26 protein-coding genes are annotated in these 23,105 nt (G+C 67.1%); 14 read left to right on the forward strand and 12 right to left on the reverse strand.

Annotation, left to right across the window (positions count from 1 at the left end; all coding sequences use genetic code 11):
- The first annotated feature begins 1 nt into the window (after nucleotide 1).
- From ACSDHM_RS00120 to ACSDHM_RS00130, 3 genes are read left to right on the forward strand one after another with little or no spacing between them, the layout of a single operon-like run.
- Entirely contained in the window at nucleotides 2-238 is a 237-nt protein-coding gene (locus ACSDHM_RS00120; protein WP_072169020.1) for a hypothetical protein, read from the forward strand.
- Complete coding sequence (locus ACSDHM_RS00125) at nucleotides 235-825, forward strand: cytochrome c oxidase assembly protein (protein ID WP_053498717.1); 591 nt, start codon at nucleotides 235-237, stop codon at nucleotides 823-825. Before ACSDHM_RS00120 ends, ACSDHM_RS00125 begins: the two co-directional genes overlap by 4 nt.
- 13 nt (nucleotides 826-838) lie before the next feature.
- Nucleotides 839-1,714 carry a cytochrome c oxidase subunit 3 gene (locus ACSDHM_RS00130; protein WP_005407793.1) on the forward strand — a complete coding sequence of 292 codons (876 nt, stop codon included), beginning with the start codon at nucleotides 839-841 and terminating at the stop codon, nucleotides 1,712-1,714.
- Between the two features lie 20 nt (nucleotides 1,715-1,734).
- Here ACSDHM_RS00130 and ACSDHM_RS00135 read toward each other — a convergent pair whose 3' ends face one another.
- Complete coding sequence (locus ACSDHM_RS00135) at nucleotides 1,735-1,953, reverse strand: twin transmembrane helix small protein (RefSeq protein ID WP_188241552.1); 219 nt, start codon at nucleotides 1,951-1,953, stop codon at nucleotides 1,735-1,737.
- A gap of 57 nt (nucleotides 1,954-2,010) precedes the next feature.
- On the opposite strand from ACSDHM_RS00135, the gene ACSDHM_RS00140 reads away from it, so the two are divergent.
- From ACSDHM_RS00140 to ACSDHM_RS00160, 5 genes are all read left to right on the forward strand, one after another.
- On the forward strand, nucleotides 2,011-2,727 hold the full coding sequence (locus ACSDHM_RS00140; RefSeq protein WP_072169022.1) for an SURF1 family protein: 717 nt from the start codon (nucleotides 2,011-2,013) through the stop codon (nucleotides 2,725-2,727).
- 103 nt (nucleotides 2,728-2,830) lie between these two features.
- Entirely contained in the window at nucleotides 2,831-3,400 is a 570-nt protein-coding gene (locus tag ACSDHM_RS00145) for a hypothetical protein (RefSeq protein ID WP_069140018.1), read from the forward strand.
- 10 nt (nucleotides 3,401-3,410) lie between these two features.
- Nucleotides 3,411-4,574, forward strand: coding sequence for a COX15/CtaA family protein (locus ACSDHM_RS00150; RefSeq protein ID WP_111201297.1), 1,164 nt, complete (start codon nucleotides 3,411-3,413; stop codon nucleotides 4,572-4,574).
- A 4-nt stretch (nucleotides 4,575-4,578) separates the two neighbouring features.
- Nucleotides 4,579-5,472: a heme o synthase gene (gene cyoE, locus ACSDHM_RS00155; protein WP_061480359.1), complete on the forward strand. Its 894-nt coding sequence runs from the start codon at nucleotides 4,579-4,581 to the stop codon at nucleotides 5,470-5,472.
- A gap of 141 nt (nucleotides 5,473-5,613) precedes the next feature.
- Nucleotides 5,614-6,420 (forward strand): calcium-binding protein, encoded by an 807-nt coding sequence (locus tag ACSDHM_RS00160; protein ID WP_439426534.1) that lies wholly within the window; start codon nucleotides 5,614-5,616, stop codon nucleotides 6,418-6,420.
- A 115-nt stretch (nucleotides 6,421-6,535) separates the two neighbouring features.
- On the opposite strand, the gene ACSDHM_RS00165 is transcribed toward ACSDHM_RS00160, so the two are convergent.
- From ACSDHM_RS00165 to rpsU, 6 genes are all read right to left on the reverse strand, one after another.
- Nucleotides 6,536-7,507, reverse strand: a complete 972-nt coding sequence (locus ACSDHM_RS00165; protein ID WP_065179432.1) for a bile acid:sodium symporter family protein — start codon at nucleotides 7,505-7,507, stop codon at nucleotides 6,536-6,538.
- A 28-nt stretch (nucleotides 7,508-7,535) separates the two neighbouring features.
- Nucleotides 7,536-8,036 (reverse strand): fused DSP-PTPase phosphatase/NAD kinase-like protein, encoded by a 501-nt coding sequence (locus ACSDHM_RS00170; RefSeq protein WP_088496631.1) that lies wholly within the window; start codon nucleotides 8,034-8,036, stop codon nucleotides 7,536-7,538.
- 27 nt (nucleotides 8,037-8,063) lie between these two features.
- Nucleotides 8,064-9,803: a DNA primase gene (gene dnaG / locus ACSDHM_RS00175; RefSeq protein ID WP_134968965.1), complete on the reverse strand. Its 1,740-nt coding sequence runs from the start codon at nucleotides 9,801-9,803 to the stop codon at nucleotides 8,064-8,066.
- A gap of 61 nt (nucleotides 9,804-9,864) precedes the next feature.
- Nucleotides 9,865-10,785, reverse strand: a complete 921-nt coding sequence (locus tag ACSDHM_RS00180; RefSeq protein ID WP_005415012.1) for a YihY/virulence factor BrkB family protein — start codon at nucleotides 10,783-10,785, stop codon at nucleotides 9,865-9,867.
- 105 nt (nucleotides 10,786-10,890) lie between these two features.
- Nucleotides 10,891-11,334: a GatB/YqeY domain-containing protein gene (locus ACSDHM_RS00185; RefSeq protein WP_005415013.1), complete on the reverse strand. Its 444-nt coding sequence runs from the start codon at nucleotides 11,332-11,334 to the stop codon at nucleotides 10,891-10,893.
- 133 nt (nucleotides 11,335-11,467) lie between these two features.
- Nucleotides 11,468-11,683 (reverse strand): 30S ribosomal protein S21, encoded by a 216-nt coding sequence (gene rpsU / locus ACSDHM_RS00190; protein WP_002808376.1) that lies wholly within the window; start codon nucleotides 11,681-11,683, stop codon nucleotides 11,468-11,470.
- A 166-nt stretch (nucleotides 11,684-11,849) separates the two neighbouring features.
- On the opposite strand from rpsU, the gene tsaD reads away from it, so the two are divergent.
- Nucleotides 11,850-12,875, forward strand: a complete 1,026-nt coding sequence (gene tsaD / locus ACSDHM_RS00195; RefSeq protein ID WP_049426946.1) for a tRNA (adenosine(37)-N6)-threonylcarbamoyltransferase complex transferase subunit TsaD — start codon at nucleotides 11,850-11,852, stop codon at nucleotides 12,873-12,875.
- 33 nt (nucleotides 12,876-12,908) lie between these two features.
- Here tsaD and ACSDHM_RS00200 read toward each other — a convergent pair whose 3' ends face one another.
- Nucleotides 12,909-13,574 (reverse strand): hypothetical protein, encoded by a 666-nt coding sequence (locus tag ACSDHM_RS00200; RefSeq protein WP_439426535.1) that lies wholly within the window; start codon nucleotides 13,572-13,574, stop codon nucleotides 12,909-12,911.
- A 359-nt stretch (nucleotides 13,575-13,933) separates the two neighbouring features.
- Here ACSDHM_RS00200 and folB point away from each other — a divergent pair, with 359 nt between their 5' ends.
- From folB to ACSDHM_RS00220, 4 genes are all read left to right on the forward strand, one after another.
- Entirely contained in the window at nucleotides 13,934-14,287 is a 354-nt protein-coding gene (gene folB / locus ACSDHM_RS00205; protein WP_005415016.1) for a dihydroneopterin aldolase, read from the forward strand.
- A gap of 91 nt (nucleotides 14,288-14,378) precedes the next feature.
- On the forward strand, nucleotides 14,379-15,650 hold the full coding sequence (locus ACSDHM_RS00210; RefSeq protein WP_072169029.1) for a mechanosensitive ion channel family protein: 1,272 nt from the start codon (nucleotides 14,379-14,381) through the stop codon (nucleotides 15,648-15,650).
- Between the two features lie 128 nt (nucleotides 15,651-15,778).
- On the forward strand, nucleotides 15,779-17,953 hold the full coding sequence (locus tag ACSDHM_RS00215) for a glycoside hydrolase family 3 N-terminal domain-containing protein (protein WP_053498698.1): 2,175 nt from the start codon (nucleotides 15,779-15,781) through the stop codon (nucleotides 17,951-17,953).
- 128 nt (nucleotides 17,954-18,081) lie between these two features.
- On the forward strand, nucleotides 18,082-18,636 hold the full coding sequence (locus ACSDHM_RS00220) for a hypothetical protein (protein ID WP_227838027.1): 555 nt from the start codon (nucleotides 18,082-18,084) through the stop codon (nucleotides 18,634-18,636).
- A 64-nt stretch (nucleotides 18,637-18,700) separates the two neighbouring features.
- Here the strand turns inward: ACSDHM_RS00220 and ACSDHM_RS00225 are convergent, their stop codons facing one another.
- Complete coding sequence (locus ACSDHM_RS00225; protein ID WP_439426536.1) at nucleotides 18,701-19,870, reverse strand: PQQ-dependent sugar dehydrogenase; 1,170 nt, start codon at nucleotides 19,868-19,870, stop codon at nucleotides 18,701-18,703.
- Nucleotides 19,871-20,039: 169 nt separating this feature from the next.
- Here ACSDHM_RS00225 and yiaA point away from each other — a divergent pair, with 169 nt between their 5' ends.
- Complete coding sequence (yiaA, locus tag ACSDHM_RS00230) at nucleotides 20,040-20,492, forward strand: inner membrane protein YiaA (RefSeq protein WP_111201288.1); 453 nt, start codon at nucleotides 20,040-20,042, stop codon at nucleotides 20,490-20,492.
- A gap of 107 nt (nucleotides 20,493-20,599) precedes the next feature.
- On the opposite strand, the gene ACSDHM_RS00235 is transcribed toward yiaA, so the two are convergent.
- The 3 genes from ACSDHM_RS00235 to ACSDHM_RS00245 all read right to left on the reverse strand — a co-directional run bounded on the left by ACSDHM_RS00235 (nucleotide 20,600) and on the right by ACSDHM_RS00245 (nucleotide 23,093).
- The gene (locus tag ACSDHM_RS00235) at nucleotides 20,600-20,923 is read right to left on the reverse strand and encodes a hypothetical protein (protein WP_057498696.1); all 324 of its coding nucleotides are present in this window, start codon (nucleotides 20,921-20,923) and stop codon (nucleotides 20,600-20,602) included.
- Nucleotides 20,924-21,033: 110 nt separating this feature from the next.
- Nucleotides 21,034-22,335, reverse strand: coding sequence for an APC family permease (locus ACSDHM_RS00240; protein ID WP_439426537.1), 1,302 nt, complete (start codon nucleotides 22,333-22,335; stop codon nucleotides 21,034-21,036).
- On the reverse strand, nucleotides 22,332-23,093 hold the full coding sequence (locus tag ACSDHM_RS00245) for a L,D-transpeptidase family protein (RefSeq protein ID WP_353761237.1): 762 nt from the start codon (nucleotides 23,091-23,093) through the stop codon (nucleotides 22,332-22,334). Before ACSDHM_RS00245 ends, ACSDHM_RS00240 begins: the two co-directional genes overlap by 4 nt.
- Between the last annotated feature and the right edge of the window lie 12 nt (nucleotides 23,094-23,105).

A 23,105-nucleotide genomic window follows, 5' to 3' on the forward strand; every position in this document is an offset into this window, starting at 1 on the left:
CATGCATAACGAGAGCCCACTGCAGACCTGTAGAGCCGAGCCATGCCCGGCTGACGAAAAGCAGCCGAGCATGGCTCGGCTCTACAACTACGAAGAGCAGCCGACCAGCGGTCGGCCCTACCAGGGCGGAAGCATCGAACAGCAGCGCCAGCGTGCCCGGCGCACGGCGATGTGGGTCGGCGCCATCGCGGTGGTGGTCTACGTCGGCTTCATCCTCAGCGGGGTGATCGGCCGATGAGCGAGGCACCGGCCAGCACGCGGTCACCCAGTGCCGGGCTGCCGCGCCTGATCGGCGTGGCAGTGGCGGTGTTCCTGCTGACCTTCTCGCTGGTGCCGCTGTACCGCATTGCCTGCGAGAAGGTATTCGGCGTGCGCCTGGAACGCGGCCCGGGTGGTGAAGCCAGTACGGGTGCTGCAGCTGGCAAGCGTACCGTGCGGGTGGAGTTCGATGGCGGCGTCAATTCGCGCCTGCCGTGGTCGTTCCATCCCGAGCAGCTGACCATGGATGTGGTGCCCGGCGAACTCAACGAGGCGCTGTACTTCGCCCGCAACGACAGCCAGCAGGCAGTCGTTGGCAGCGCGGTGCCTTCGGTGGCGCCGGCGCGCGCGTCGGGCTTCTTCAGCAAGACCGAGTGCTTCTGTTTCACCGCGCAGACGCTGCAGGCCGGCGAGAAGCGCGACATGCCGGTGCGCTTCATCGTCGATCCGGACCTGCCGCCGGAAATCAAGACGATCACCTTGTCCTACACCTTCTACCGCAACGACGCGTTGTCCGATCGGCTGGCCCCGGCCGCCACCTCGGACGGCGCGCACGCCGCACCCTGACCCGGATACCGACATGGCCCAGACACCGACCGACGCCAACGTGTACTTCGTCCCGGCCCAGAGCAAATGGCCCTTCGTGGGCTCCATCGCGATGATGGTGACCATGGTGGGTGTGGCCAGCTGGCTCAACGACGCCAGCTGGGGGCGCTGGACGTTCTACATCGGCATCGCGATGCTGGTGTTGACCCTGTTCTGGTGGTTCAGCGACGTGGTGCGCGAATCGCAGGCCGGCAACTACAACCACCAGGTCGATGGCTCGTTCCGGATGGGGATGATCTGGTTCATCTTCTCCGAGGTGATGTTTTTCGGCGCGTTCTTCGGCGCGCTGTTCTACACCCGCAACCTGGGCCTGTCGTGGCTGAGCGGCGAAGGCCGCGGGGTGATGACCAACGAGCTGCTCTGGCAGGGCTACTCCGCCGGATGGCCGACCAATGGCCCGGCGGCGATCGGTGGTGCCTTCCAGACCATCCCGGCGTGGGGCCTGCCGCTGATCAATACGCTGATCCTGCTCACCTCCGGCGTGACCCTGACCATCGCCCACCACGCGTTGAAGGCCGGCAACCGCCGCCAGCTGCTGATCTGGCTGGGCCTGACTGTGGTGCTCGGCCTCGGTTTCCTGACCCTGCAGGCGGAGGAGTACATCCACGCCTACAAGGAACTGAACCTGACGCTCGGTTCGGGTATCTACGGTTCGACATTCTTCATGCTGACCGGCTTCCACGGCGCGCACGTGCTGCTGGGCACGATCATGCTGATCGTGATGTGGCTGCGTTCGGCCAAGGGACACTTCACCCGCGACAACCATTTCGGTTTCGAAGCGGCCGCGTGGTACTGGCACTTCGTCGACGTGGTGTGGCTGATGCTGTTCCTGTTCGTCTACGTGCTTTGACCACGCACGCATCGGTGGCCTCAGCCGCCGACGCCGTGCGGCTTGATCCAGCCCATGTAGATGCTCACGATCACCAGTACGATCAACGCCACCGACACCGTGATGCGACGTGTCAGTGCGTTGACCGTGCGCTTGGTCTGGCCGCGGTCGACCAGCAGGTAATACAGGCCGGCGCCCAGGTTCCAGACGATGACGATCAGAAACGCGATTACCAGCAGGGTCTTCAGCGAATCACTCATGCGCGGCTCGAGGGCAGGGTGGGTGCGCCTATCTGACCGCGTTTGCGCGGACTTGTCATGATGCGCCAGCACACACGCGTGATCGGATGGTTGCTGGCCGTGCTGGCGATGGCCGGTTTCACTGCATTGGGGCTGTGGCAGCTGCAGCGCATGCATGCCAAACAGTCAATGTTGGATGCGCAGGGGCCAGCGGTGGCTCAGGCGCTGCCGCTGGCGCAGGCCCTGGCAGCCCCCGGTGCGTTGCACGGTGTGGCCGACCACGGCCGCTTCCTGCCTGGCGTGGTGCTGCTGGACAACCAGACCCGGCATGGCCGTGCCGGCGTAAAGATCTATCGCCCGTTCCGCAGTGACGAAGGCAGCGTGCTGCTGGTCGATCTTGGCTGGCGCGCGCTGCCGCCGGATCGCACGCTGCCGGACATACCGGCGCCGCCTTCGCCGGTGGCGGTGCGCGGGTTGCTGGCGCCACCGCCTTCGGCGGGGCTGGTACTGGGCCCGGCGTTCTCCGCCACCGGTGAGGCCGGGCGCTGGCTGGCCAGCCGCTTGCCGGCCGAGGGCCTCGCCGCAGCGCTGGGCCTGCCAACGCTGCCCGAGCGGGTCCTGCGACTGGACCCGGCGCTGCCCTTCGGCGACGAGCGCGATCTGGACCTGCTGCCGAACACGCTGCCGCCTCAGCGACACCTGGGCTACGCCGTGCAGTGGTTCGGCCTGGCCCTGACCGTGCTGGTGGTGGCGCTGGTGCTGGAGCGGCGCAGGAGACGGCCCATCGCCCGGTAGTGCCGGCCGCTGGCCGGCAATCCCCGGATTCCCGGATTCGTGGATGCCGGGCAGCGGCCGGCACTACCGGCATCGTTTACCCAACCATGAGAAAATGCCCCGCATGAACACTGCTACGTCCCCGCAGGCGCGCGGCTCCGGCCGCCGGACCCTGGTGCTGCTGTTTGCCGTGTTCTTCGGGGCGATGGCGCTGGCCGCGGTATTGCGCTTCTCCGGCTGGCAGCCCACCGGCCACCGCAATGCGGGACAGCTGCTGAAGCCGCCGGTCGATCTGCGCCAGCAGGCGCCGACCCTGGCCAGTGGCCAGCCCTATCCTTGGAACCCCGAGGCCCGCACCTGGCGCCTGCTGGTGGCACCGGCCGGTGCCTGCGACGCGCAGTGCGTCACTTTGTCGCAGGGGCTGGGCAAGGTGTGGCAGCTGTTCGGCCATAACGCCGATAATGTCGAGATCCTGTGGCTGGGTACGCCACCGGCGTCGATCGCCTCGCTGCCCGCGCTGCGGCCGCTGGCTCCGTCGCCAGCCCTGCGCGCGGCGTTGCCGGGCGTCGATGATCCGGCGGGACTGCCGGTCTACGTGATCGATCCGAACGGCTTCGTGATCATGCGCCATGCCCCCGGCAGTGACCTGGGTGGCCTGCGCAAGGACATGGCCACGTTGCTGAAACTGAAGTGAGTCCCGTTTGATGAGCCTTTCCGCGCGTCCGGCGCTGCACCGCAATTTCCACCGCCTGGCGTGGTTCGCCATGATCATGACCGCGAGCACGATCATGTTCGGCGCGTTCGTACGCCTGTCCGATGCCGGCCTGAGCTGCCCGGACTGGCCGACCTGCTATGGCCAGGCCACCTGGCCGCAGCACGTGGAAGAGACCATCGGCCACCCGGCGGCGGAGATCCGCCCGCTGGAGACCCACAAGGCCTGGCGTGAGCAGGTGCACCGCTTCCTGGCCGGCGCGCTGGGCATCGAGATCCTGACCCTGGCCCTGCTGGCCACGCGCAAGCGCCGCTTTGGGACCACGGCAGTGGTGACCGCCTGCGTACTGGTGGCCGCTGGCATACCGCTGTACATGATGGGCTGGCATGGCACCGCCAGCGCATTGGCTCTGGTCGGCGAGGCGATCCTGCTGATCGCCGCGCTGCGCTGGAGCAACATCGACCTGGCACGCGCTGCACTGCTGACCCTGGCGGTGGTGATCTTCCAGGCCCTGCTGGGCATGTGGACGGTGACCCTGCTGCTCAAACCCATCGTGGTGATGGGCCATCTGCTGGGCGGCATGCTGATGTTCGCGCTGCTGGCCTGGATGGCTTGGCGTGCGACGCACATGCCGATCACCCTGGCCGAGGCACCGAAGCTGAAGTGGCTGCTGCGCATCGGCCTGGCGGTGCTGGTCACCCAGATCGCACTGGGCGGCTGGGTCAGTGCCAACTACGCGGCGCTGGCCTGCGGCGGCGGCAGTGCATCGCTGGACAACTTCCCGCGCTGTGCCAACCAGTGGTGGCCGCAGCACAACTTCGTTGAAGGCTTCACCCTGTGGCGTGGCATCGGCGTGGACTACGAAGGCGGCGTGCTGGATGGCGCCTCGCGTATCGCCATCCAGATGGCGCACCGCCTGTTCGCGGTGGTGGTGGCCATCTACCTGCTGTGGCTGGGCGTGCGCCTGTTCCGGTTGCCGAGCATGCGCGGCTGGGCCAGCGCGCTGATCGCGCTGCTGGTGCTGCAGGTCACCCTCGGCATCCTCAATGTGAAGCTGGCGCTGCCACTGGAAGTGGCCGTGGCCCACAACGGCGTGGCCGTTGCCCTGTTGTTCGTGCTGGTCAGCCTGCTGGCCCGCCTGCGCGCCCCGGACTGATTCCATGTTTTCCAACTACCGCCAGTACTGGGACCTGACCAAGCCCAAGGTCGTCGCCCTCATTGTCTTCACTGCCCTGGTCGGCATGGTCCTGGCTATCCCGGGCGTGCCCAGCTGGGAGCAGGTGCGCGCCGGCCTGCTCGGCTTCCTCGGCATCTGGCTGGCCGCTTCGGCGGCCGCCGCGATCAACCAGTTGCTGGATGCGCACATCGATGCGCAGATGGCACGCACGTCGTGGCGCCCGCTGGTGGTCGGCAAGGTCAAGCCATGGCAGGTGCTGGTGTTCGCCGGCGTGCTGATCGTGCTGTCGATGACCATCCTGGTGCTGTGGGTGAACCTGATCACTGCAGTGCTGACCTTCGCCTCGCTGATCGGCTACGCGGTGATCTACACCGTGTACCTGAAGCGCGCGACCTCGCAGAACATCGTCATCGGGGGCCTGGCCGGCGCGATGCCGCCGATGCTGGGCTGGGCTGCGGTGACCGGCATGCAGGGCTCGTCGGACTGGGCGTACTCGTCGCTGCTGGTGCTGATCATCTTCATCTGGACGCCGCCGCACTTCTGGGCGCTGGCGATCTTCCGCCGCGAGGATTACGCCAAGGCGGAGATCCCGATGCTGCCGGTGACCCACGGCGTGGTGCATACCCGCAAGCAGATCATGGTGTATTCGGTGGTGCTGGCGCTGGTCTGCCTGCTGCCGTACCTGGTGGGCATGAGTGGTGCGTTCTACCTGGGCGGCGCGATCGTGCTCAACGCGGTGTTCCTCTGGTATGCCTGGCGCATGCTCAACCCGCCGGATGAGCTGTTCTCGATGAAGATGTTCTATTACTCCATCGTGTACCTGATGGCGCTGTTCGCCTTCCTGCTGGTCGACCACTGGATCCTGCCCTGGTTGTGAAGCGCCACCTGCAGAGCCGAGCCCATGCTCGGCTGAGGGGGGATTGGAAGAGCAGCCGAGCGTGGGCTCGGCTCTACACTTGATCTCTTCCAGTGGCGTCGCCATTGCTGTTCCTGACCCCAGGGAAAGGAAGCAGCAGGGATGCACTCGTTCTTCCGTTGGACCACCGCGCTGATGCTGGCGCTGGGCATGGCCGTGACCGCGCATGCCGACGACACTACCGCGCAGATCCGCCAATACGCCGCTGACCATCGCCAGCTGGTGCTGGGCGAATTCCATGGAACCCGCGAGACGCCGCTGCTGGTGCGGCAGCTGGTGGACGGCTACAGCCGCACCGGGCCGGTCCTGCTGGCGCTGGAACTGCCACGCGGGGAAACCCCCACGCTGCGCGATTACCTGGCTTCCGATGGCGGGGAGAAGGCACGCCAGCATCTGCGCGGGCGTGCGTTCTGGACCCTGCGCGATGACCAGCATGACGGCCGTCGCAGCCGCGACATGCTGGCAATGATCGAAAGCCTGCGCGTGCTGAAGTCGCAGGGACGTGTGATCGACGTCGTTGGCTATGACGTCAACGCCAGCAAGGGCGGAAACCAGGTACGCGATGACCTCATGGCAGCCGAGTTGCGGCGGCTCTATCGAGGCCTACCGGCCAATGCGCGCATGCTGGTGCTGACTGGTAACGTGCACGCGATGCTGCAAAGGCCGCAAGGTATGCCGCCAGAAATGCAGATGCATCCGATGGCGTCGCAGCTGCGGGACCTGGATATCTACAGCGTACGGTTGGGCGCGCAACGTGGTCAGACGTGGGGATGCGCGGGCGGTTGCATGGCGCGGCCACTTCGAGAGCAGGTTGCCACGGGGCCGTGGGTCGCTGCCGGTGCGGAACGGCCGTACGACCTATGGGTATGGATGCCGGAACTGAGCGTCGGGACGCTGGTGGATCCGTAGCGTCAGGCAAACCATCCACGCATGGCGTGGATCTACTCCGGATCACAGGTGTCAGCCGAGCGCGGGCTCGGCTCTACAGTAGATCCACGCCATGCGTGGATGTCCTCCCGTCGGGTCAGGGCGCGCGCTTCGCGTACCGCTGCGCGATCACGCCGCAGACGATGAGCTGGATCTGGTGGTAGATCATCACCGGCAGCACGATGGCGCCGAGGCTGCCGCCGGCGAACAGCACCTTGGCAATCGGCACGCCGGTGGCCAGGCTCTTCTTCGAGCCGCAGAACACGATGGCGATCTCGTCCTCGCGGTTGAAACGCAGGCGGCGGGCGATGAAGGTGATCAGCGGCATGGCGATGCCCAGCAGCACGGCGGCCACGACCGCCACGGCCAGCAGCGAGAGCAGCGGCGTCTTGCTCCACAGGCCTTCAGTCACCGCTTCACCGAACGCCGAATACACCACCAGCAGGATCGTGCCCTGGTCGGTGTAACGCAGCAGCGCGCGCTGCTTTTCCACCCAACCGGCAATCCACGGCCGCAGCAGGTGGCCGGCCACGAACGGCACCAGCAGCTGCAGCATGATGCCGCCGATCGCATGCAGCGGGTCGTGCACGCCACCGGAGGTGCCCGCAAGCGCGGTCAGCAGCAGCGGCGTCAGGAATACGCCGAGGATGCTCGACAACGAAGCACTGCACACCGCTGCGGGCACATTGCCATGCGCCATCGAGGTGAACGCGATGGACGACTGCACGGTGGAGGGCAGGGTGCACAGGAACAGCACGCCCAGGTACAGCTCCGGGGTCAGCAGCCAGCCCGATAGCGGCTTGAACATCAGCCCCAGCAGCGGGAACAGGAGGAAGGTGCAGGCCAGGATGGTCAGGTGCAGCCGCCAGTGCAGCATGCCGCCAATGATCGACTCGCGCGGCAGGCGCGCGCCGTGCAGGAAGAACAGCGCGGCGATGGCGACGGTGGTGACGTCATCAAGGACGATGGCGGCGGCGCCCTTCATCGGCAGCAGCGAGGCCAGGCCAACCGTGCACAGCAGGGCGAGGGTGAAGTTGTCCGGTCGCAGGCGCGACCACCAGCGGGTCATGGTGGGCAGAGTCCTTGGTGCGGAGAGTTCAGGGCGAGATGACCGGCGTGGCCAGGCGTTGGCGGGTGGCGGCTTCCAGCGAGGTCAGGCCAGCACGCTGGCCCAGCTGAAGGGCCTGTTCGGGGCTGGCATGTTCGTAGCGTGCGTTGACCAGGCCGAGCACGGCGCCAGCGCGGTTGCCGGACGCACAGTGCAGCAGCACCGGCCCCTGGCTCTGCCGCAGGGCCTGGTGCACGGCGCGCACGTTGGCGGCATCGAGCCCCTCGGCACCGGCCACCGGAATGCGCACGTAGCGCAGGCCCAATGATTCGGCAACGCGCGTTTCGTCGAAACCCCGGTCCTCGCCGGGCTGGCGCAGGTCGATCACGGTGCGCACGCCCTGCGCGGCAAGTTCGCGCAGTTGTGCGGCGGAGGGCTGGCCGCCGGCATACAGGCCCGGGCGGACTTCATTGAGCGGGCCATCTGTGGCCAGGGCCGCCAGTGGCAGGCAGAGCGACAACAACAGCAGGCAGGTCAGGCGCAGCAGCATGGTCCTCTCCGTGAAAACGTTCTGCCGCTACAGGCGCAGCCCGGCGCGGGCCTTCAGCAGCTCGCGCAGTTCGTATTTGTCAGTATCGTCCAGGCCCTGCTGGCGCTGCTTTGCCAACAACTCCTCCAGACGTTGCACCAGCAGCTGTTTCTCCAGCTGTGCCACCGCGTCGTGCAGTTCCTGGGTCCAGCTGGCCTCGGTGCCGGGCAGCGTCTGAGCGGCCAGCGTATGCAGCGACGCCTGTTCCTCGCGGCCGTCGAAGTGTTCCAGCAGGGCGCCGGTGCTGATGTCCGGGCGCTGTTCGACCAGCCCCAGCAGTTCCAGCAGCAGCTCCACGCCCGGCAGTCGCAGGCCCTGGAAGTGATGCTTTCCGCCCAGGGTGAGCGCCAGCGACGGCTGCTGCAGCAGCACGGCGATCGCGCCGCGCACCAGGCTGCGCTTGGCCACCGGCTGGATCGTCCGATGTGGCTGGCGTTGCGGCATCGGCGCGCGCGTGGCCTGGGCAGTGCCACCGAGGCCGGTCAGCTGCGCCAGCTGCTGCTTCATCAGGTCGCCGAAGGCACCGTCGGGAATCTGCGCCAGCATCGGCTTTGCGCGTTCGGCCAGGCGCGCCTTGCCGTCCAGCGTGCCCAGGTTGATCTCACGGGTCAGTTCATCGAAGAAGAACTGCGACAGCGGCGTGGCCTGCTTCAGGCGCTCGTTGAAGGCCTCGGCGCCTTCCTTGCGCACGATGGTGTCCGGGTCCTCGCCATCGGGCAGGAACAGGAAGAAGGCCTGGCGGCCATCCTTCATGCGCGGCAGCACCGACTCCAGCGCCTTCCAGCCGGCGCGGCGGCCTGCGGCGTCGCCGTCGAAGCAGAAGAACACGTCCGGTGCGTTGCGGAACAACAGCTCGGCGTGGTCCGGCGTGGTCGCCGTACCCAGCGTGGCCACCGCCTGGGTGACGCCGAACTGGAACAGCGAAACCACGTCCATGTAGCCCTCGACCACGATCAACCGCTCGATCTTCTGGTTGGCCTGGCGCACCTGCCACAGGCCGTACAGTTCGCGGCCCTTGTGGAACAGCGCGGTTTCGGGCGAGTTGAGGTACTTGGGGCCGTCGTCCTTCTCGAACACGCGGCCACCGAAGGCGATCACCCGGCCACGGCGGTCGAAGATCGGGAACATCACCCGGTCGCGGAACTTGTCGTAGACGTGGCCGCGGTCGTTCTTCGAGAAAAGGCCGGCGCGGTCGAGCAGCTTCATGCGCCGCTCGTCCTTGCCGAGCGCGTCGCGCAGGCCGCTGTAGCCGTCCGGCGCGTAGCCGATCTGGAAGCGCGCGCGGTTCTCTTCGTCCACGCCACGGCCATCGAGGTAACTGCGTGCCTTGTCGCTGCTTTCCAGGTTCTTCTGGAAGAACCGGGCGGCGGCATCCAGTGCCGAATACAGCTCGCGGCTGTCGTCCTGCTGCTGCGGGCTGCGCGGATTCTCGTTGCGCGGCACTTCCATGCCGGCGCGCTTGGCTAGTTCATCCACCGCGTCGAGGAACTCGAGGCGGTCGTAGTTCATCAGGAAGCTGATCGCGGTGCCGTGCGCGCCGCAGCCGAAGCAGTGATAGAACTGCTTGGTGGGCGAGACCGTGAACGAGGCCGAGCGCTCGTCATGGAAAGGGCAGCGTGCGGCGTATTCCTTGCCCTGGCGCTTCAACGGCACGCGGCTGCCCACCACCTCGACGATGTCGGTGCGGGCCAGCAGGTCGTCGATGAAAGCGTCGGGGATACGGGCCATGGGCAGCAGGGCAGGGCGCGGTACAGGACCACGCGACGGAACCGGGGGCGGTCGGCCTAGTTTACCCCCTGTCGGGCACCTGGCTGGCGGTGGCCGGATCGATGCCGGCGGCGGCCAGGTGATGGCGCGCGCGCAGGCGCTCATCGATCACCGCGGTCATCAGCGCGCCAACGAAGAAGACCACGGTCGCGTAATAGATCCAGACCAGCGAGATCACCAGGGCGCCCATCGAGCCGTAGGCACTGCCGGGGGCCACGGTGGCGATGTAGACGCCGATGCCATAGCGGCCCAGTGCGAACAGTGCCGAGGTGATGACGCCGCCGATGAAGGCCTGGCGCCACGCCACGCGGCGGTCGGGCAGATAGTGGTACATGAAGGCGAACCCCACCGCGTACAGCAGCAGGCTGGTGACGTACCCCAGCGCGGGGAGGATCGAGGGCAGTTGCGCGAAGGCCACCTGCAGTACCGTGGTGGCCGTCATCGACAGGATCAGCAGGAAGCCCAGGGCCAGCACCACGCCAAACGAGAACACACGCTTGCGCAGCCAGGCCTTGATGCCCTCCAGGCGCTCGCCACTGGTGCGGAAGATCAGGTTGAGCGCGTTCTGCAGCTGCGCGAACACGGCGGTGGCGCCGACGAACAGCAGCAGCGTGCTCCACAGCCCCGCCAACGAGCCGACGTCGGGCTGGTTGTCGGCGTTCTTCAGGACGGTTTCGGCCACCGTAGCGGCGCTGCTGCCAGCCACCGAGCTGATCTGGTCGATCAGCGCCTGCTGTGCCGGCGGGTACAGCGAAGCGGTCAACCACAGCAGCAGCACCAGCAGCGGGGCCATCGACAGCAGGGCGTAGAAGGAAACGGAGGCGGCCTGGGTCAGCACGTCGACGTCGATGAAGCGCTTGGCCACCGCCATCGGAAAGCTGTCCTGCAGGCGCTTGAGGTACTTGTGCAGGGACACGGGAACGTTGGGCTCGGGTTCAACCATGGGTGTGGTTGTAGCAGGCGACCGACGAAGGTGCGGTGAAGCGGGTGCATCAATGGGGTCAGAGCCCTTTCGCGTTGCGAAAGGGATCCGACTCCGTGTACCGGATTACGCCAGCTGCTGCTTGACCAGCTTGGACACCAGGCCCATGTCGGCCTGGCCAGCGAGCTTGGGCTTCAGTGCGCCCATCAGCTTGCCCATGTCGGCCGGGCCGGAGGCGCCGGTCTCGGCGATGGCGGCCTGGATGGCGGCCACGATCTCGGCTTCGCCCATCTTGGCCGGCAGGTAGGCTTCGATGACCACGATCTCGGCGCGCTCGATCTCGGCCAGGTCTTCGCGGTTGGCCGCTTCGTACTGGCTGACCGAGTCCTTGCGCTGCTTGACCATCTTGTCGAGCACGGCGATCACGGCGGTGTCATCCAGCTCGATGCGCTCGTCCACTTCGCGCTGCTTGATGGCGGCATTGATCAGGCGGATCACGCCCAGCTTGTGCTTCTCGCCCGCCTTCATGGCGGCCTTCATGTCTTCGGTGAGCTGCTGCTTCATGCTCATGAGGAACCTCGTGGTGGTAGGTGGGGCGGGGCGGATGCCCGAACCCGGAAACGCAAAAAGCCGGCGACGCTCGCGCGTGCCGGCTTCGGCTCCATCGCGACGGGCAGGCCCGCCGCAATGAAGATGCGTCCGATCAGTACAGGCGCTGACGCTTCGTGACGTCGCGCGACGAGCGGCGCAGCTGACGCTTCACAGCAGCGGCGGCCTTGCGCTTGCGCTCCTGGGTCGGCTTTTCGTAGAACTCGCGCTTGCGGGTTTCGGCCAGCACACCGGCCTTTTCGCAAGTGCGCTTGAAGCGGCGAAGAGCAAACTCGAAGGGCTCGTTCTCGCGGACTTTGACGCTGGGCATGGAATCTCCGGGACACAGTAGAACCGGGTCACGCCCGGCGAGCCGCACATTATAGCGGCGAATCGACAAACTGCAAGCGGCCAACCCTGAATACGGGCCGGCGGTTCGAAAGCAGTGAGATCTGCACGTTCCCCGAGGGGACGGCAGGGGCGTCATAATAGCAGGCATGCGAGTCCTTGGCATCGAATCTTCCTGTGATGAGACCGGCGTGGCGGTGTATGACACCGACCTGGCCGGCAGCGCGGCCCTGCGCGCCCATGCGGTTTACAGCCAGATCGCCCTGCACGCCGAATACGGTGGCGTGGTGCCCGAGCTGGCCAGCCGCGACCACGTCCGCAAGCTGCTGCCGCTGGTGCGCCAGACCCTGGCCGAAGCCGGTCTGGGTGTAGGCGATATCGATGGCGTGGCCTACACGGCCGGTCCTGGCCTGGTTGGCGCGCTGCTGGTCGGCGCCGGCGTGGCCCGATCGCTGGCCTGGGCGCTGGAGGTACCGGCCGTCGGCGTACACCATATGGAAGGCCACCTGCTGGCTCCGCTGATGGAAGACGACCCGCCGGAAGCGCCGTTCGTGGCGCTGCTGGTGTCCGGTGGCCATACCCAGCTGGTGGCGGTGGATGCGATCGGCCAGTACCGCCTGCTGGGCGAAACCCTGGACGATGCGGCCGGCGAGGCCTTCGACAAGACTGCCAAGCTGATGGGCCTGCCGTACCCCGGTGGGCCGCAGCTGGCCAGGCTGGCCGAGCAGGGCACGCCGGGCGCGTACCGCTTCGCGCGGCCGATGACCGACCGCCCGGGGCTGGATTTCAGCTTCTCCGGCCTGAAGACCCAGGTCCTGATGGCCTGGCGCGACAGCGACCAGAGCGAGCAGACCCGCGCCGACATTGCCCGGGGCTTTGAGGACGCGGTGGTCGAGACCCTGTCGATCAAGTGCGAGCGCGCGCTGGAAGCGGCCGGGACCAATGTGATCGTGGTGGCCGGCGGTGTAGGTGCCAACAAGCGCCTGCGCGCCCGCCTGCAGCAGATGGCCGAGCGCCTCGGCGGCCGCGCCTGCTTCCCGCGGCCTGCACTGTGCACCGACAACGGCGCGATGATCGCCTTCGCTGGCGCGCTGCGGCTGCAGGCTGGCCAGCACAGCCCGCCGAAGGTGGATGTGACCCCGCGCTGGGACATGGCGACCCTGCCGGCGGTGTGAACCGGTAGCGTCGGGCCACGGCCGGCGGACGCATTACCGATGCACTACCAACGGCGACGCCTCCAGCACGGTTGTCGCCCGCTCATGGCGCTGCAGCCAGCCCAGCGTGTGTGGGCAGCGGGCATGGATCAGCCGCCCGATCGCGGCCAGGTCGGCGCCGATGTCGCGCTCGAGGATCGGTTCGTGGTGGGCGATGCGGTTGCGCAGGTGGCGGATGCGTCCGATATCCGCATGGATGGCTTTCCTGACGGCACTGGGATGAGCAGAGGGAGCATGCTGCAGAACCCTGCTGAGTGCGGGTATCCAAAGCGTGGAGTCGAAGCGACAGGTGAAGAGCTGCTGCCAGAACACCATCGGCAGGTTGGCGACGATCCCAGGTGTATCGGTTACGCGGCTGGCAAGTTGTTCCAGTGCCGTGCGCGGAGAAGTACTGGATGAGGTTGGCAGCCTCCGTCGGAAGGCACCATTCCAGGGCCAACGCGGGCCATGCTGCCTGGCGAGCACCGCTGCAGCGGCGTTGCGGGTGACCACTTCGCACAGATGGACCGGCATCATCAGAGCACTGCACATCCGCATGTTCCACAGGTACAGGGATTCGGCTGTGACGTCGCGGCTGCAGGTCGATGCGATTCTCTCGTAAGTAGACAGACGCTCCGCTGACAACGCGCGCCGCAGTACATCGTATGGAGCCATCGTCATGTGCGGTGGTGAAGGAGGGATCGATGTCTGCGAGAGTGGGCCGCGGCGACCATCAGGGAACGTCGTTGTCCGCGCGGCTGAACTTCTGCGTTTTGCCTCGGACGAATACCTGACCTGCCCTGTCGGAATTGGCCTTGACCGGCGATCTGGTCCTTGCCTAATCTGCGTGCCTGCGCCACCGGGACTCGCGGCTGGATTTCAGCTCCCCCCGGGGACAAACGGTAGTACCAAAGGGCCCCGCTAGCAGGGCCCTTTGTCTTTTCTGGAGCCGCGTCCCTGCCGGCCGCCCACCGCCCGTTCCGGGCAGGCTCACCGCCGTGCCGTTACCATGGCTTCCTGTATTCGTGCCGGTAAGCGCAATGGACAAGGTTTTCATCGAAGGGCTGACGATCGACGCCCTGATCGGTATCTACGATTGGGAACGACGGATCCGCCAGGACCTGGTGTTCGACCTGGAAATGGGCTTCGACAACCGTCGCCCCGCGGCCACCGATGACATCGCCCACACCCTGAACTACAAGGCGGTGAGCAAGCGCCTGGAGCAGTTCGTGCGCGAGTCGGAGTTCGGCCTGGTCGAGACGCTGGCCGAGCGCTGCGCGCAGATCGTGCTGGACGAATTCGACGTGAAGTGGCTGCGGCTGAAGCTGAGCAAGCCCGGCGCAGTGCGCGGCGCGCGCGCGGTGGGCGTGATCATCGAACGCTCGCGGGACTGACCCGGTAAATCCGGCCGCCGGCCGGAAACCCCGGTAGTGCCGGCCGCTGGCCGGCAACCTTGGCAACAACGAAACAGACAGGAGACAACTGATGGTGGATGCGGTGGTGGCGGTACAGTGGCTGGAACGGCTGCAGAACACACTGGAACCCTATCCCGGCGCCTACCTGGCGTTGATGATCTCGGCGCTGCTGATCGCCGCCGGCCTGGCCAACTGGGTGACCAAGCGCATCCTGCTGCGTGGCCTGCGGCGCCTGTTGCAGCGCCTGCCAGGGGCCGAGTCCGGCCGTGGCAGCCATTTGATGCGGGTGATTTCGCGCCTGTCCAACGTGGTACCCAGCCAGGTGATCGCCTCGGGCATCACCCTCATCCCCGACCTGCCGCCCAGCCTGGTCAACGTCATCATCAAGCTGTGCATCGTGTGGGCCGTACTGACGGTGTCGATGGCGTTCTCGCATGCGCTGGACGCGGCCAACAGCCTGTACGAGCGCAAGCCCGATGCGCGCAACAAGCCGATCAAGGGCTACCTGCAGGTGGTCAAGATCGTGGTGTTCGTGGCCGCCGGCCTGTCCATCGTCGCCACCCTGCTTGGGGTGAAGCTGGGCCCGCTGGTGACTGGCCTGGGCGCGGCCACGGCGGTGCTGATGCTGATCTTCCAGGACACCATCCTGTCACTGGTGGCCAGCGTGCAGATCAGTGGCGATGGCCGCGTGCGCATCGGCGACTGGATCGAGATGCCCAGCCAGAACGCCGACGGTGACGTCATCGACATCGCCCTGCACACCATCACCGTGCAGAACTTCGACAAGACCATCACCACCATCCCGACCAAGAAGCTGGTGACCGAGTCGTTCAAGAACTGGCGCGGCATGCAGGAGGCCGGTGGCCGCCGGATCAAGCGCGCGCTGTACCTGGACCAGCACAGCGTCGGTTTCCTCGACGACGGCGACCTGGCCTTCCTCGGCGAATTCGCGCTGCTGCGTGACTACCTGCGTGAAAAGGAGCAGGAACTGGGGCAGTGGAACGGGCGCCTGCGCGAGCAGGGCGTGGCCGAGGTCAACAGCCGCCGGGTGACCAACCTGGGTACCTTCCGTGCCTATGTGGAGCGTTACCTGCGCAGCCATCCGGGCATCCACACCGACATGACCCTGCTGGTGCGGCAGCTGCAGCCCACCACCGAAGGCCTGCCGCTGGAGCTGTACTGCTTCACCCGCAGCACCGCCTGGAGCGAGTACGAGGCCGTGCAGTCGGACATCTTCGACCACCTGCTGGCGATTCTGCCGGCGTTTGGCTTGCGGGTGTTCCAGGCCTCCAGCGACGCCATGTTGATGGCCGGGCAGCGCCAGTTGGCCGGCTCGGAGTAAGCTGCGGTGCCCCTGGCGGGACCATACGGGCCCCGCTGTTGGCTGAAACTGAACGAAGAAACCTCTCGCCAAATGGCTCGGGATCGCTAGAATGCCGGGCTTGTAAACGTTTTCATCAAGGACTGCCGGTGGCCTCCGATCGCATCGAATCCCTCATTGCCCAGATGACCGTCGAGGAAAAAGTCGGCCAGCTGGGTGTCTTCGCGGACATGGTCCGCCCGTTCGCCCCGGACGTGAACCCGGAAGCCAACGTGCGCAATGCCGACCAGGTGCTGCAGCAGGTGCGCGAGGGCAAGGTCGGCTCGCTGTTCAATGGCGTGGGCGCCGAGTTGGGCCGCCGCATCCAGCAGGTCGCCACCGAGGAGAGCCGCCTGGGCATCCCGGTGATCCTGGCCGCCGACGTCATCCACGGCATGCGTACCGTGTTCCCGATCCCGCTGGGCGAGGCCGCCAGCTTCGAGCCGGACCTGGCCGAGCGCACCGCGCGCGCCACCGCCATCGAAGCCACCGCTGCCGGCCTGCACTGGACCTATGCCCCGGCCGTGGACATCGCCCGCGACCAGCGCTGGGGCCGTGGCGCCGAAGGTGCCGGTGAGGACGTGGTGCTGGGTTGTGCGTTCGCTGCCGCCCGCGTGCGTGGCTTCCAGGGCAGCGACCTGCGCGCCGCCGATTCGCTGCTGGCCACGCCGAAGCACTTCGCCGCCTACGGCGCGGTGATGGCCGGCATGGAATACAACATGGTGGACATCTCGCCGCAGACCCTGCGCGATGTGCACCTGCCGCCGTTCAAGGCCGCCTTCGAGGCCGGCGCGATCACCGTGATGTCCTCGTTCAACGACATCAACGGCGTGCCGGCCAGCGCCAATGCCGAACTGCTGACCGACATCCTGCGCGGCGAATGGAAGTTCCCGGGCGTGGTGATCTCCGACTACACCGCCGACATGGAGCTGGTCGCGCACGGCTATGCCGCCGACGACCGCGATGCCACCGCCAAGGCGTTCACCGCCGGCCTGGACCTGAGCATGCAGAGCGGCTTCTACGCCGAGCACCTGCCGGGCCTGGTCGAGAGCGGCGAAGTGCCGATGGCGGTGCTGGATGAAGGCGTGCGCCGCATCCTCTGGCTGAAGGAGACCATCGGCCTGTTCGACGACCCGTACCGTTCGCTGGACCCGGCGCGCGAAGCGGATACCTCGCATATCGCCGCGCATGATGAACTGTCGCGCGATGCCGCGCGGCGTTCGATCGTGCTGCTGAACAACCGCGACAACGTGCTGCCGTTGCAGAAGACCGGGCAGAAGATCGCGCTGATCGGCCCGTTCGTGCAGGACCGCGAGAACATCGAAGGCTGCTGGACGCTGTTCGGCGACAAGCAGCGTTACGTCGACCTGGAAACCGGCGTGCGTGCCGCCATCGGCGACGAAGCGCTGCTGGAAATCGTGCCGGGCTGTGAACTGGAAGCGGCCATTCCGGGCGGTACCGAAGCGGCGGTGGCTGCCGCGCTGCGCGCCGATGTGGTGGTGCTGGCGCTGGGCGAACCGCAGCGTTACAGCGGTGAAGCGCAGTCGCGCGTGGAGATCACCCTGCCGCCGGCACAGCAGGCACTGGCCGAGGCCGTGGCGATGACCGGCAAGCCGCTGGTGGTGCTGCTGCGCAATGGCCGCGCGCTGGCGCTGCAGGGCGCGGTGCGCAATGCGCAGGCCGTGGCGGTGACCTGGTACCTGGGTACGCAGACCGGCCACGCCGTGGCCGATGTGCTGTTCGGCGACTACAGCCCGTCCGGCCGCCTGCCGGTCAGCTTCCCGCAGGTGTCCGGCCAGCAGCCGTACTTCTACAACCACCCGCGCACCGGCCGTCCGGAGCTGCCGACGATGTCGGAGTTCAAGGCCCGCTGGCGCGAGATTCCGAACGAGCCGCTGTACCCGTTCGGCCACGGCATCGGCTACACCACCTTCGCCTACGGCGTGCCGCAGCTGAGTGCTGTGCAGCTCGGCTGGGACGACACCCTGACCATCACCACCACGCTGACCAACAGCGGTGATGTGGCCGGGGAGGAAGTCGTGCAGCTGTACATCCACGACCGCGTGGCCAGCCGCGTGCGTCCGGTGCGCGAACTGAAGGACTTCCGCAAGGTGGCACTGCAGCCGGGCGAGTCGACCGACGTGGTGTTCACCCTGACCCGCGAGCAGTTGGCGTTCACCGGCCGCGATGGCGTGCTGCGTGCCGAGCCGGGCCAGTTCGACCTGTGGGTCTGCGCCTCGTCGGCCGCCGGCGAAGCCGTGCAGTTCGAACTGCTGAAGGCCTGATCAGAAAAAGGGGACGGAGGGGATCAAGTCGTTTGTGCCACTAACGACTTAATCCCCTCCGTCCCCTTTTTGTTGCCGTCACTGCGGCGGCGCTACCATCGGGCTTCCTGTTTCGATGGAGTGCGCGTATGTGCCGGATGGCCTACCTGATTCCCGCTCTGCTGCTGGCGGCCTGTTCGCAGCCTGAGCCCCCGGCGCAGCCTGCGGCGGATGCGCCGCCGCCGATGGAAGCGAAAGCGGCAGCGACGCCTGCCGCTGAGCCGGCGGCGCCGGCCGCCGAACCTGCCGCCGCCGCACCGGCGGCACCGGCCGCGGAGGCGCCCGCCGAGGACGCGCGTGCGCGCATCGAATCGCTGCTCGGCGATGCCGCGCAGTTCGAGAAGGTCTTCAACGCGTTCAAGACCGCCGTGGTCGGCGGTGATCGTGCTGCGGTGGTCGAGCAAGTGCGCTTCCCGTTGAACATCAGCGGCGGAAAGAAGATCTCCGGCCCCGGTGAGTTCCAGCGCAACTACGAGAAGATCATCACCCCGGCGGTGGTCAAGGCGGTGTCCGGGCAGGACTTCGGCAAGGTGTTCGTCAACCAGCAGGGCGTGATGATTGGCGATGGACAGGTGTGGTTGAACGGAACGTGCCTGGACAAGGCCTGCACGCAGACCGAGGTGAAGGTCATCACCATCCAGTGAACGCAGACGGCCCCGCACGCGGGGCCGTCGCGGAAAAGCGTGCCGGCCAGCGGCCGGCGGCACCTCATGCCTTCGGCGTCAGCTTCAACAGGCGCGCCTTGCTGCCGTCTTCCAGCAGCCACAGGGCGCCATCCGGGCCCTGTTCCACTTCGCGGATGCGCTCGCCCATGTTGAAGCGTTCGGCTTCGCGCGCGCTGTCGCCATCAAAGGCCACGCGCACCAGCGAGGTCGACGACAGGCCGCCGATGAAGCCGCTGCCCTTCCACTGCGGGAACAGGCTGCCGCTGTAGATCACGAAGCCGGCCGGCGAGATCACCGGCGTCCAGCTCACCTTCGGGGCGGCGAATTCCGGCCGGGTATCGTGGTCGGGAATCGGGCGGCCGTCGTAGTGGTCACCGTTGGAAACGATCGGGTAGCCGTAGTTGGCGCCGCGCACGATCAGGTTCAGTTCGTCGCCGCCGGCCGGGCCCATCTCGTGCGCCCACAGCTTGCCGTTGGCATCGAAGGCCATGCCCAGGATGTTGCGGTGGCCCAGCGACCACACCTGTGCGGCAACCCCGCCCTGCGAGGCGAACGGGTTGTCGGCGGGCAGGCTGCCATCGTCGTTGAGGCGGATGATCTTGCCGAGGTTGCCGCCCATGTCCTGGGCCGGATCGAACTTCTGGCGCTCGCTGGAACTGATCCACAGCTTGCCGTCCGGGCCGAACGCGAGGCGATGCCCGTAGTGGCCCTCGCCGCTGACCTTGGGGCTCTGCCGCCAGATCACTTTCAGGTTCTTCAGCTGGCCACCCCCGTTCGCATCCAGCGCCAGCGTGGCCCGGGCCACGGCCGCACCGCGGGTATCCAGCGTGCCTTCCTCGGCATAGCTGAGGTAAACGACGTGATTCCGGGCAAAGTCGGGGTGCAGGATGATGTCGCCGAAGCCACCCTGGCCACCGTAGGCGACCTTCGGAACGCCGGTGATCTCATGCTTCTGGCCGCTGGCCAGATCCAGGTGCTGCAGCTTGCCGCGCTTCTCGGTGACCAGCAGGCTGCCGTCCGGCAGGAAGGTCATCGCCCAAGGCTGGTCAAAACGGCTGACTTCGGTGGCGGTGAACGGACGCTGGTCGGCGGCGGAGGAGGCTGCGGGCGCTGCGGTCTGGGCGCCGTTGGCGCCAGGATCGGCGGCGTTGCAGGCGGAGGTGGCGAGGATCGGCACGAGGCCGAGGGCGAGCAGCAGGGGCGTACGGGTCATGGGTATCTCCAGGGCGGGGATGCGGATGGCCGGGCTGCCCCTTGTATACCACCGCAGCCGTGACCGTCGTGGCCCGAAGGTCCTGCGCCCCCCTGTGCGACAGCGGCGGGATCGTCTAGGGTGGGCACGCCCGGGCAAAGCATGCCCGTCTGCCTGCCAAGGACCTGCAATGAATACTGCCATGCCCCACAAGCCCTCCACCGCCTTCATCGCTGCCTCGTGGGTGGCCCTGCTGCTGGGTGCGGCGGCGTACCTGATCGGCCTGTTCAATGCCACGATGGCGCTCAACGAGAAGGGCTACTACCTGACCCTGCTGCTGTTCGGCCTGTTCGCGGCGGTGTCGCTGCAGAAGAGCGTGCGCGACCGCGTCGAAGGCATTCCGGTGAGTGGCCTGTACTACGCGCTGTGCTGGTTCGCGTTGCTGTCGGCGCTGATGCTGCTGCTGATTGGCCTGTGGAATGCCACGCTGGCACCGAGCGAGAAGGGCTTCTACGGCATGGCATATGCGCTGTCGCTGTTCGGTGCAGTGGCTGTGCAGAAGAACACCCGCGACCTGATCGCCGCCGGTGGTGGCGAGCGCAAGCTCAGCGCGATCGTGCCGCCGCTGCCGGAACAGGAATGATCGAGCCGGTGTAGAGCCGAGCCATGCTCGGCTCAGTCGAGCATGGCTCGACGTTACAGACGTGGTGCGGGAGCCGAGCGTAGGCTCGGCTCTACAGCAGCCTGGCGCTATCGCTTCAAGCGCGGATCTGCCAGCTGCGCTTCGTCCCAGCCGCGGCGCACGGCGTTACGTGCCTGCGCCCATTCCAGCCGGCTGCGGCCACGCTCGCTGGCCCAGCGCGACTCCAGTTCAGCTTCGACCTGTTCGTAGGCGCGGATCATGTCCTGCGCACGCGCGGCATGGCCGATGCGGTAGGCCGGTTCATAGTCCTCGAAGAACAGCTGGTCGTCGTAGTACGGTTCGGCGGTGTAGCGTTCGCGCCAGTAGTTGCTGACCGCGTCGCGCGGCGTGCTGTCGTCCGGTACGCGGCCGGGAATCTGATACTCGGTCATGGAAGGCTCCGTTGTGGACGAAGCCTGATCGTGCCTGCGTGGCGGTTAACGGCCCGGTCCGGCAGCGTGATCGCCAGATCAATCCGCCGGGCATGGCCCGGCGCTACCGGTCATCCGGCGTCGGCGTCCTTGCGCGGCAGCTTGTAGATCACCGCGCCGATGGCAAACGCCACCAGTGCCGCGGCGATGTTGTGCCAGCTGGCACTGGCGAACAGGGCCAGGCACAGCAGCAGCGCGAGCACCGGAATCAGCGGGCCACCCGGCAGTTTCAGTGCGCCCGGCCGGTCCGCATAGCGCTTGGCCAGCACCAGTACCGCAGCGGCCGTTCCGATGTAGGCGAACAGGCGCGTGGTCATCGACAGCAGGGCCAGCTGCACGAACGAACCGGACAGGGCCAGGCCCAGCGCGATCAGGCCTTGGCACAGGATCGACGCGGCCGGCGTGTGGAAGCGCGGATGCACCTGCGCCAGGATCTTCGGCCCATAGCCATCGCGGGCAAGTGCGAACAGGAAACGCGGGCCCATCATCATCGTGTTGCTGTTGGTACCCAGGATGGAGATGGTCGCGCCGATGGTGAGGATCAGTGCCAGGGCCTCGCCGCCGAAACCGGCTGCGGCGTCGGCCAGCGGCGTGGCCGAGCTGGCCAGGCCGGCCAGCGTACCCTGCGCCACCACCTGCACCGCGCCATAGATGACGGTGACGGTGATGATCATGGTGATCAGCGCGAACGGAATATCGCGGCGTGGATTGCGGTACTCGCCGGCGGCGGCCGGGATGTTCTCGAAGCCGGCGTAGGCGTACAGCAGCAGCAAGGCGGCCTCGCCCATCCGTTGCAGGTCATGCGGGTCCGGGCGCTGGCCGGAGAAGGCCAGCTGTGGATCGATATAGAACGCACCGACAGCCACGAACAGCAGCAGCGGCAGCATCTTGCCGATCACCAGTACCACGCCGGTGCGCGCGGCCGAGCGCACGCCGATGATGTTGACGCCGGTCAGGAAGCCCAGCGACACCACGATCACCGCGATGCGGCCCATGCCGGCGCCGGCCCATGGCCAGAAGCGCGCGACCGCATCGGCCAGCGCGTTGCTGAGTGCGGCCGCCGAGCTGATGCGGGTCAGCCAGATCATCCAGCCGATCTCGAACCCGGCGAAGCGCCCGAACGCCTCGCGTGCATACAGGTAGCTGCCACCGGGCTCGTCGAAATAGCTGGCGGCCTGCGCGTAGCACAGCACCAGCAGCGCCACGACGATACCGGCGGCGACCACGCCCCACAGGCTGAAGGGGCCGAGCAGGGCGACGGTGGCGGCCGGCAGCAGGTAGATGCCGCTGCCGATCACATCGTTGATCGACAGGCCGACGATCTGCCAGCGGCTGACCGCGCGCTGCAGCTGCGGTTCGTCCTGCGCGCTCAACGGGCGTCTCCGCGCAGTGCGGGCAGTTGCCACTGGGCCTGCAGGCGCGTGTACTCGGCGCGCGGCAGCAGCACGAAGCGCGGCGCATCCTGCGGCCGCAACCAGTCCAGCAGCGCCTGCATGCGGGCCTGCGGCATGGCGGTGCAGCCGGCCGTGGCCTCACCGGGTTGGCGCCACAGATGGGCGAAGATGCAGCTGCCCTTGCCGGGCTGGTTGTCCGGGTTGTGGGCGATGACGAAGCCTTCCTGGTAACGCACGTCGCCCTTGTTGTGCAGATCCAGCCGCATCGGCTCGGTGGAGCCCTTGACCGCTGCGCTGCCGACTTTCTTCTCATCGACGATGCGGTTGTAGAACGGCGAGCTGGGCACGTCCATGCAGTAGCTGCTGTTCAGCATCGGCTGGTAAGGCATCGCGGTGCCGGGGCGTGTGACGGCATAGCCGAACGCGCTGCCGAGCGCGAACACGCCCGCCGGGCTGCGGCCATCGCCTTCCTGCTTCTGCGGGCCGTCGGCCTGCGCCGGATGCAGGCCCAGGCCCCAGGCGCTGCCGGTACGGCCGAGCGCCACAGGGAACGCCTGTCCATGTGCGTGCCAGCCCTTGCCATCGCGCACATAGGCCTGCAGCTGCCCCTGGGTGCTGTCCCAGCCTTCGCTGGTGACCACGATCAGCTGGCGCGCGCCATCCAGCGGCGCCGCGTGAACGGACACCGTCGCAGCAAGCAGCAGCGCAGCGGTAGCGAGGCGAACCAGCGATTTCATCAACAGGTGCTC

This window comes from Stenotrophomonas sp. T8, from assembly GCF_051853085.1.
Taxonomy (GTDB): Bacteria; Pseudomonadota; Gammaproteobacteria; order Xanthomonadales; family Xanthomonadaceae; genus Stenotrophomonas; species Stenotrophomonas sepilia.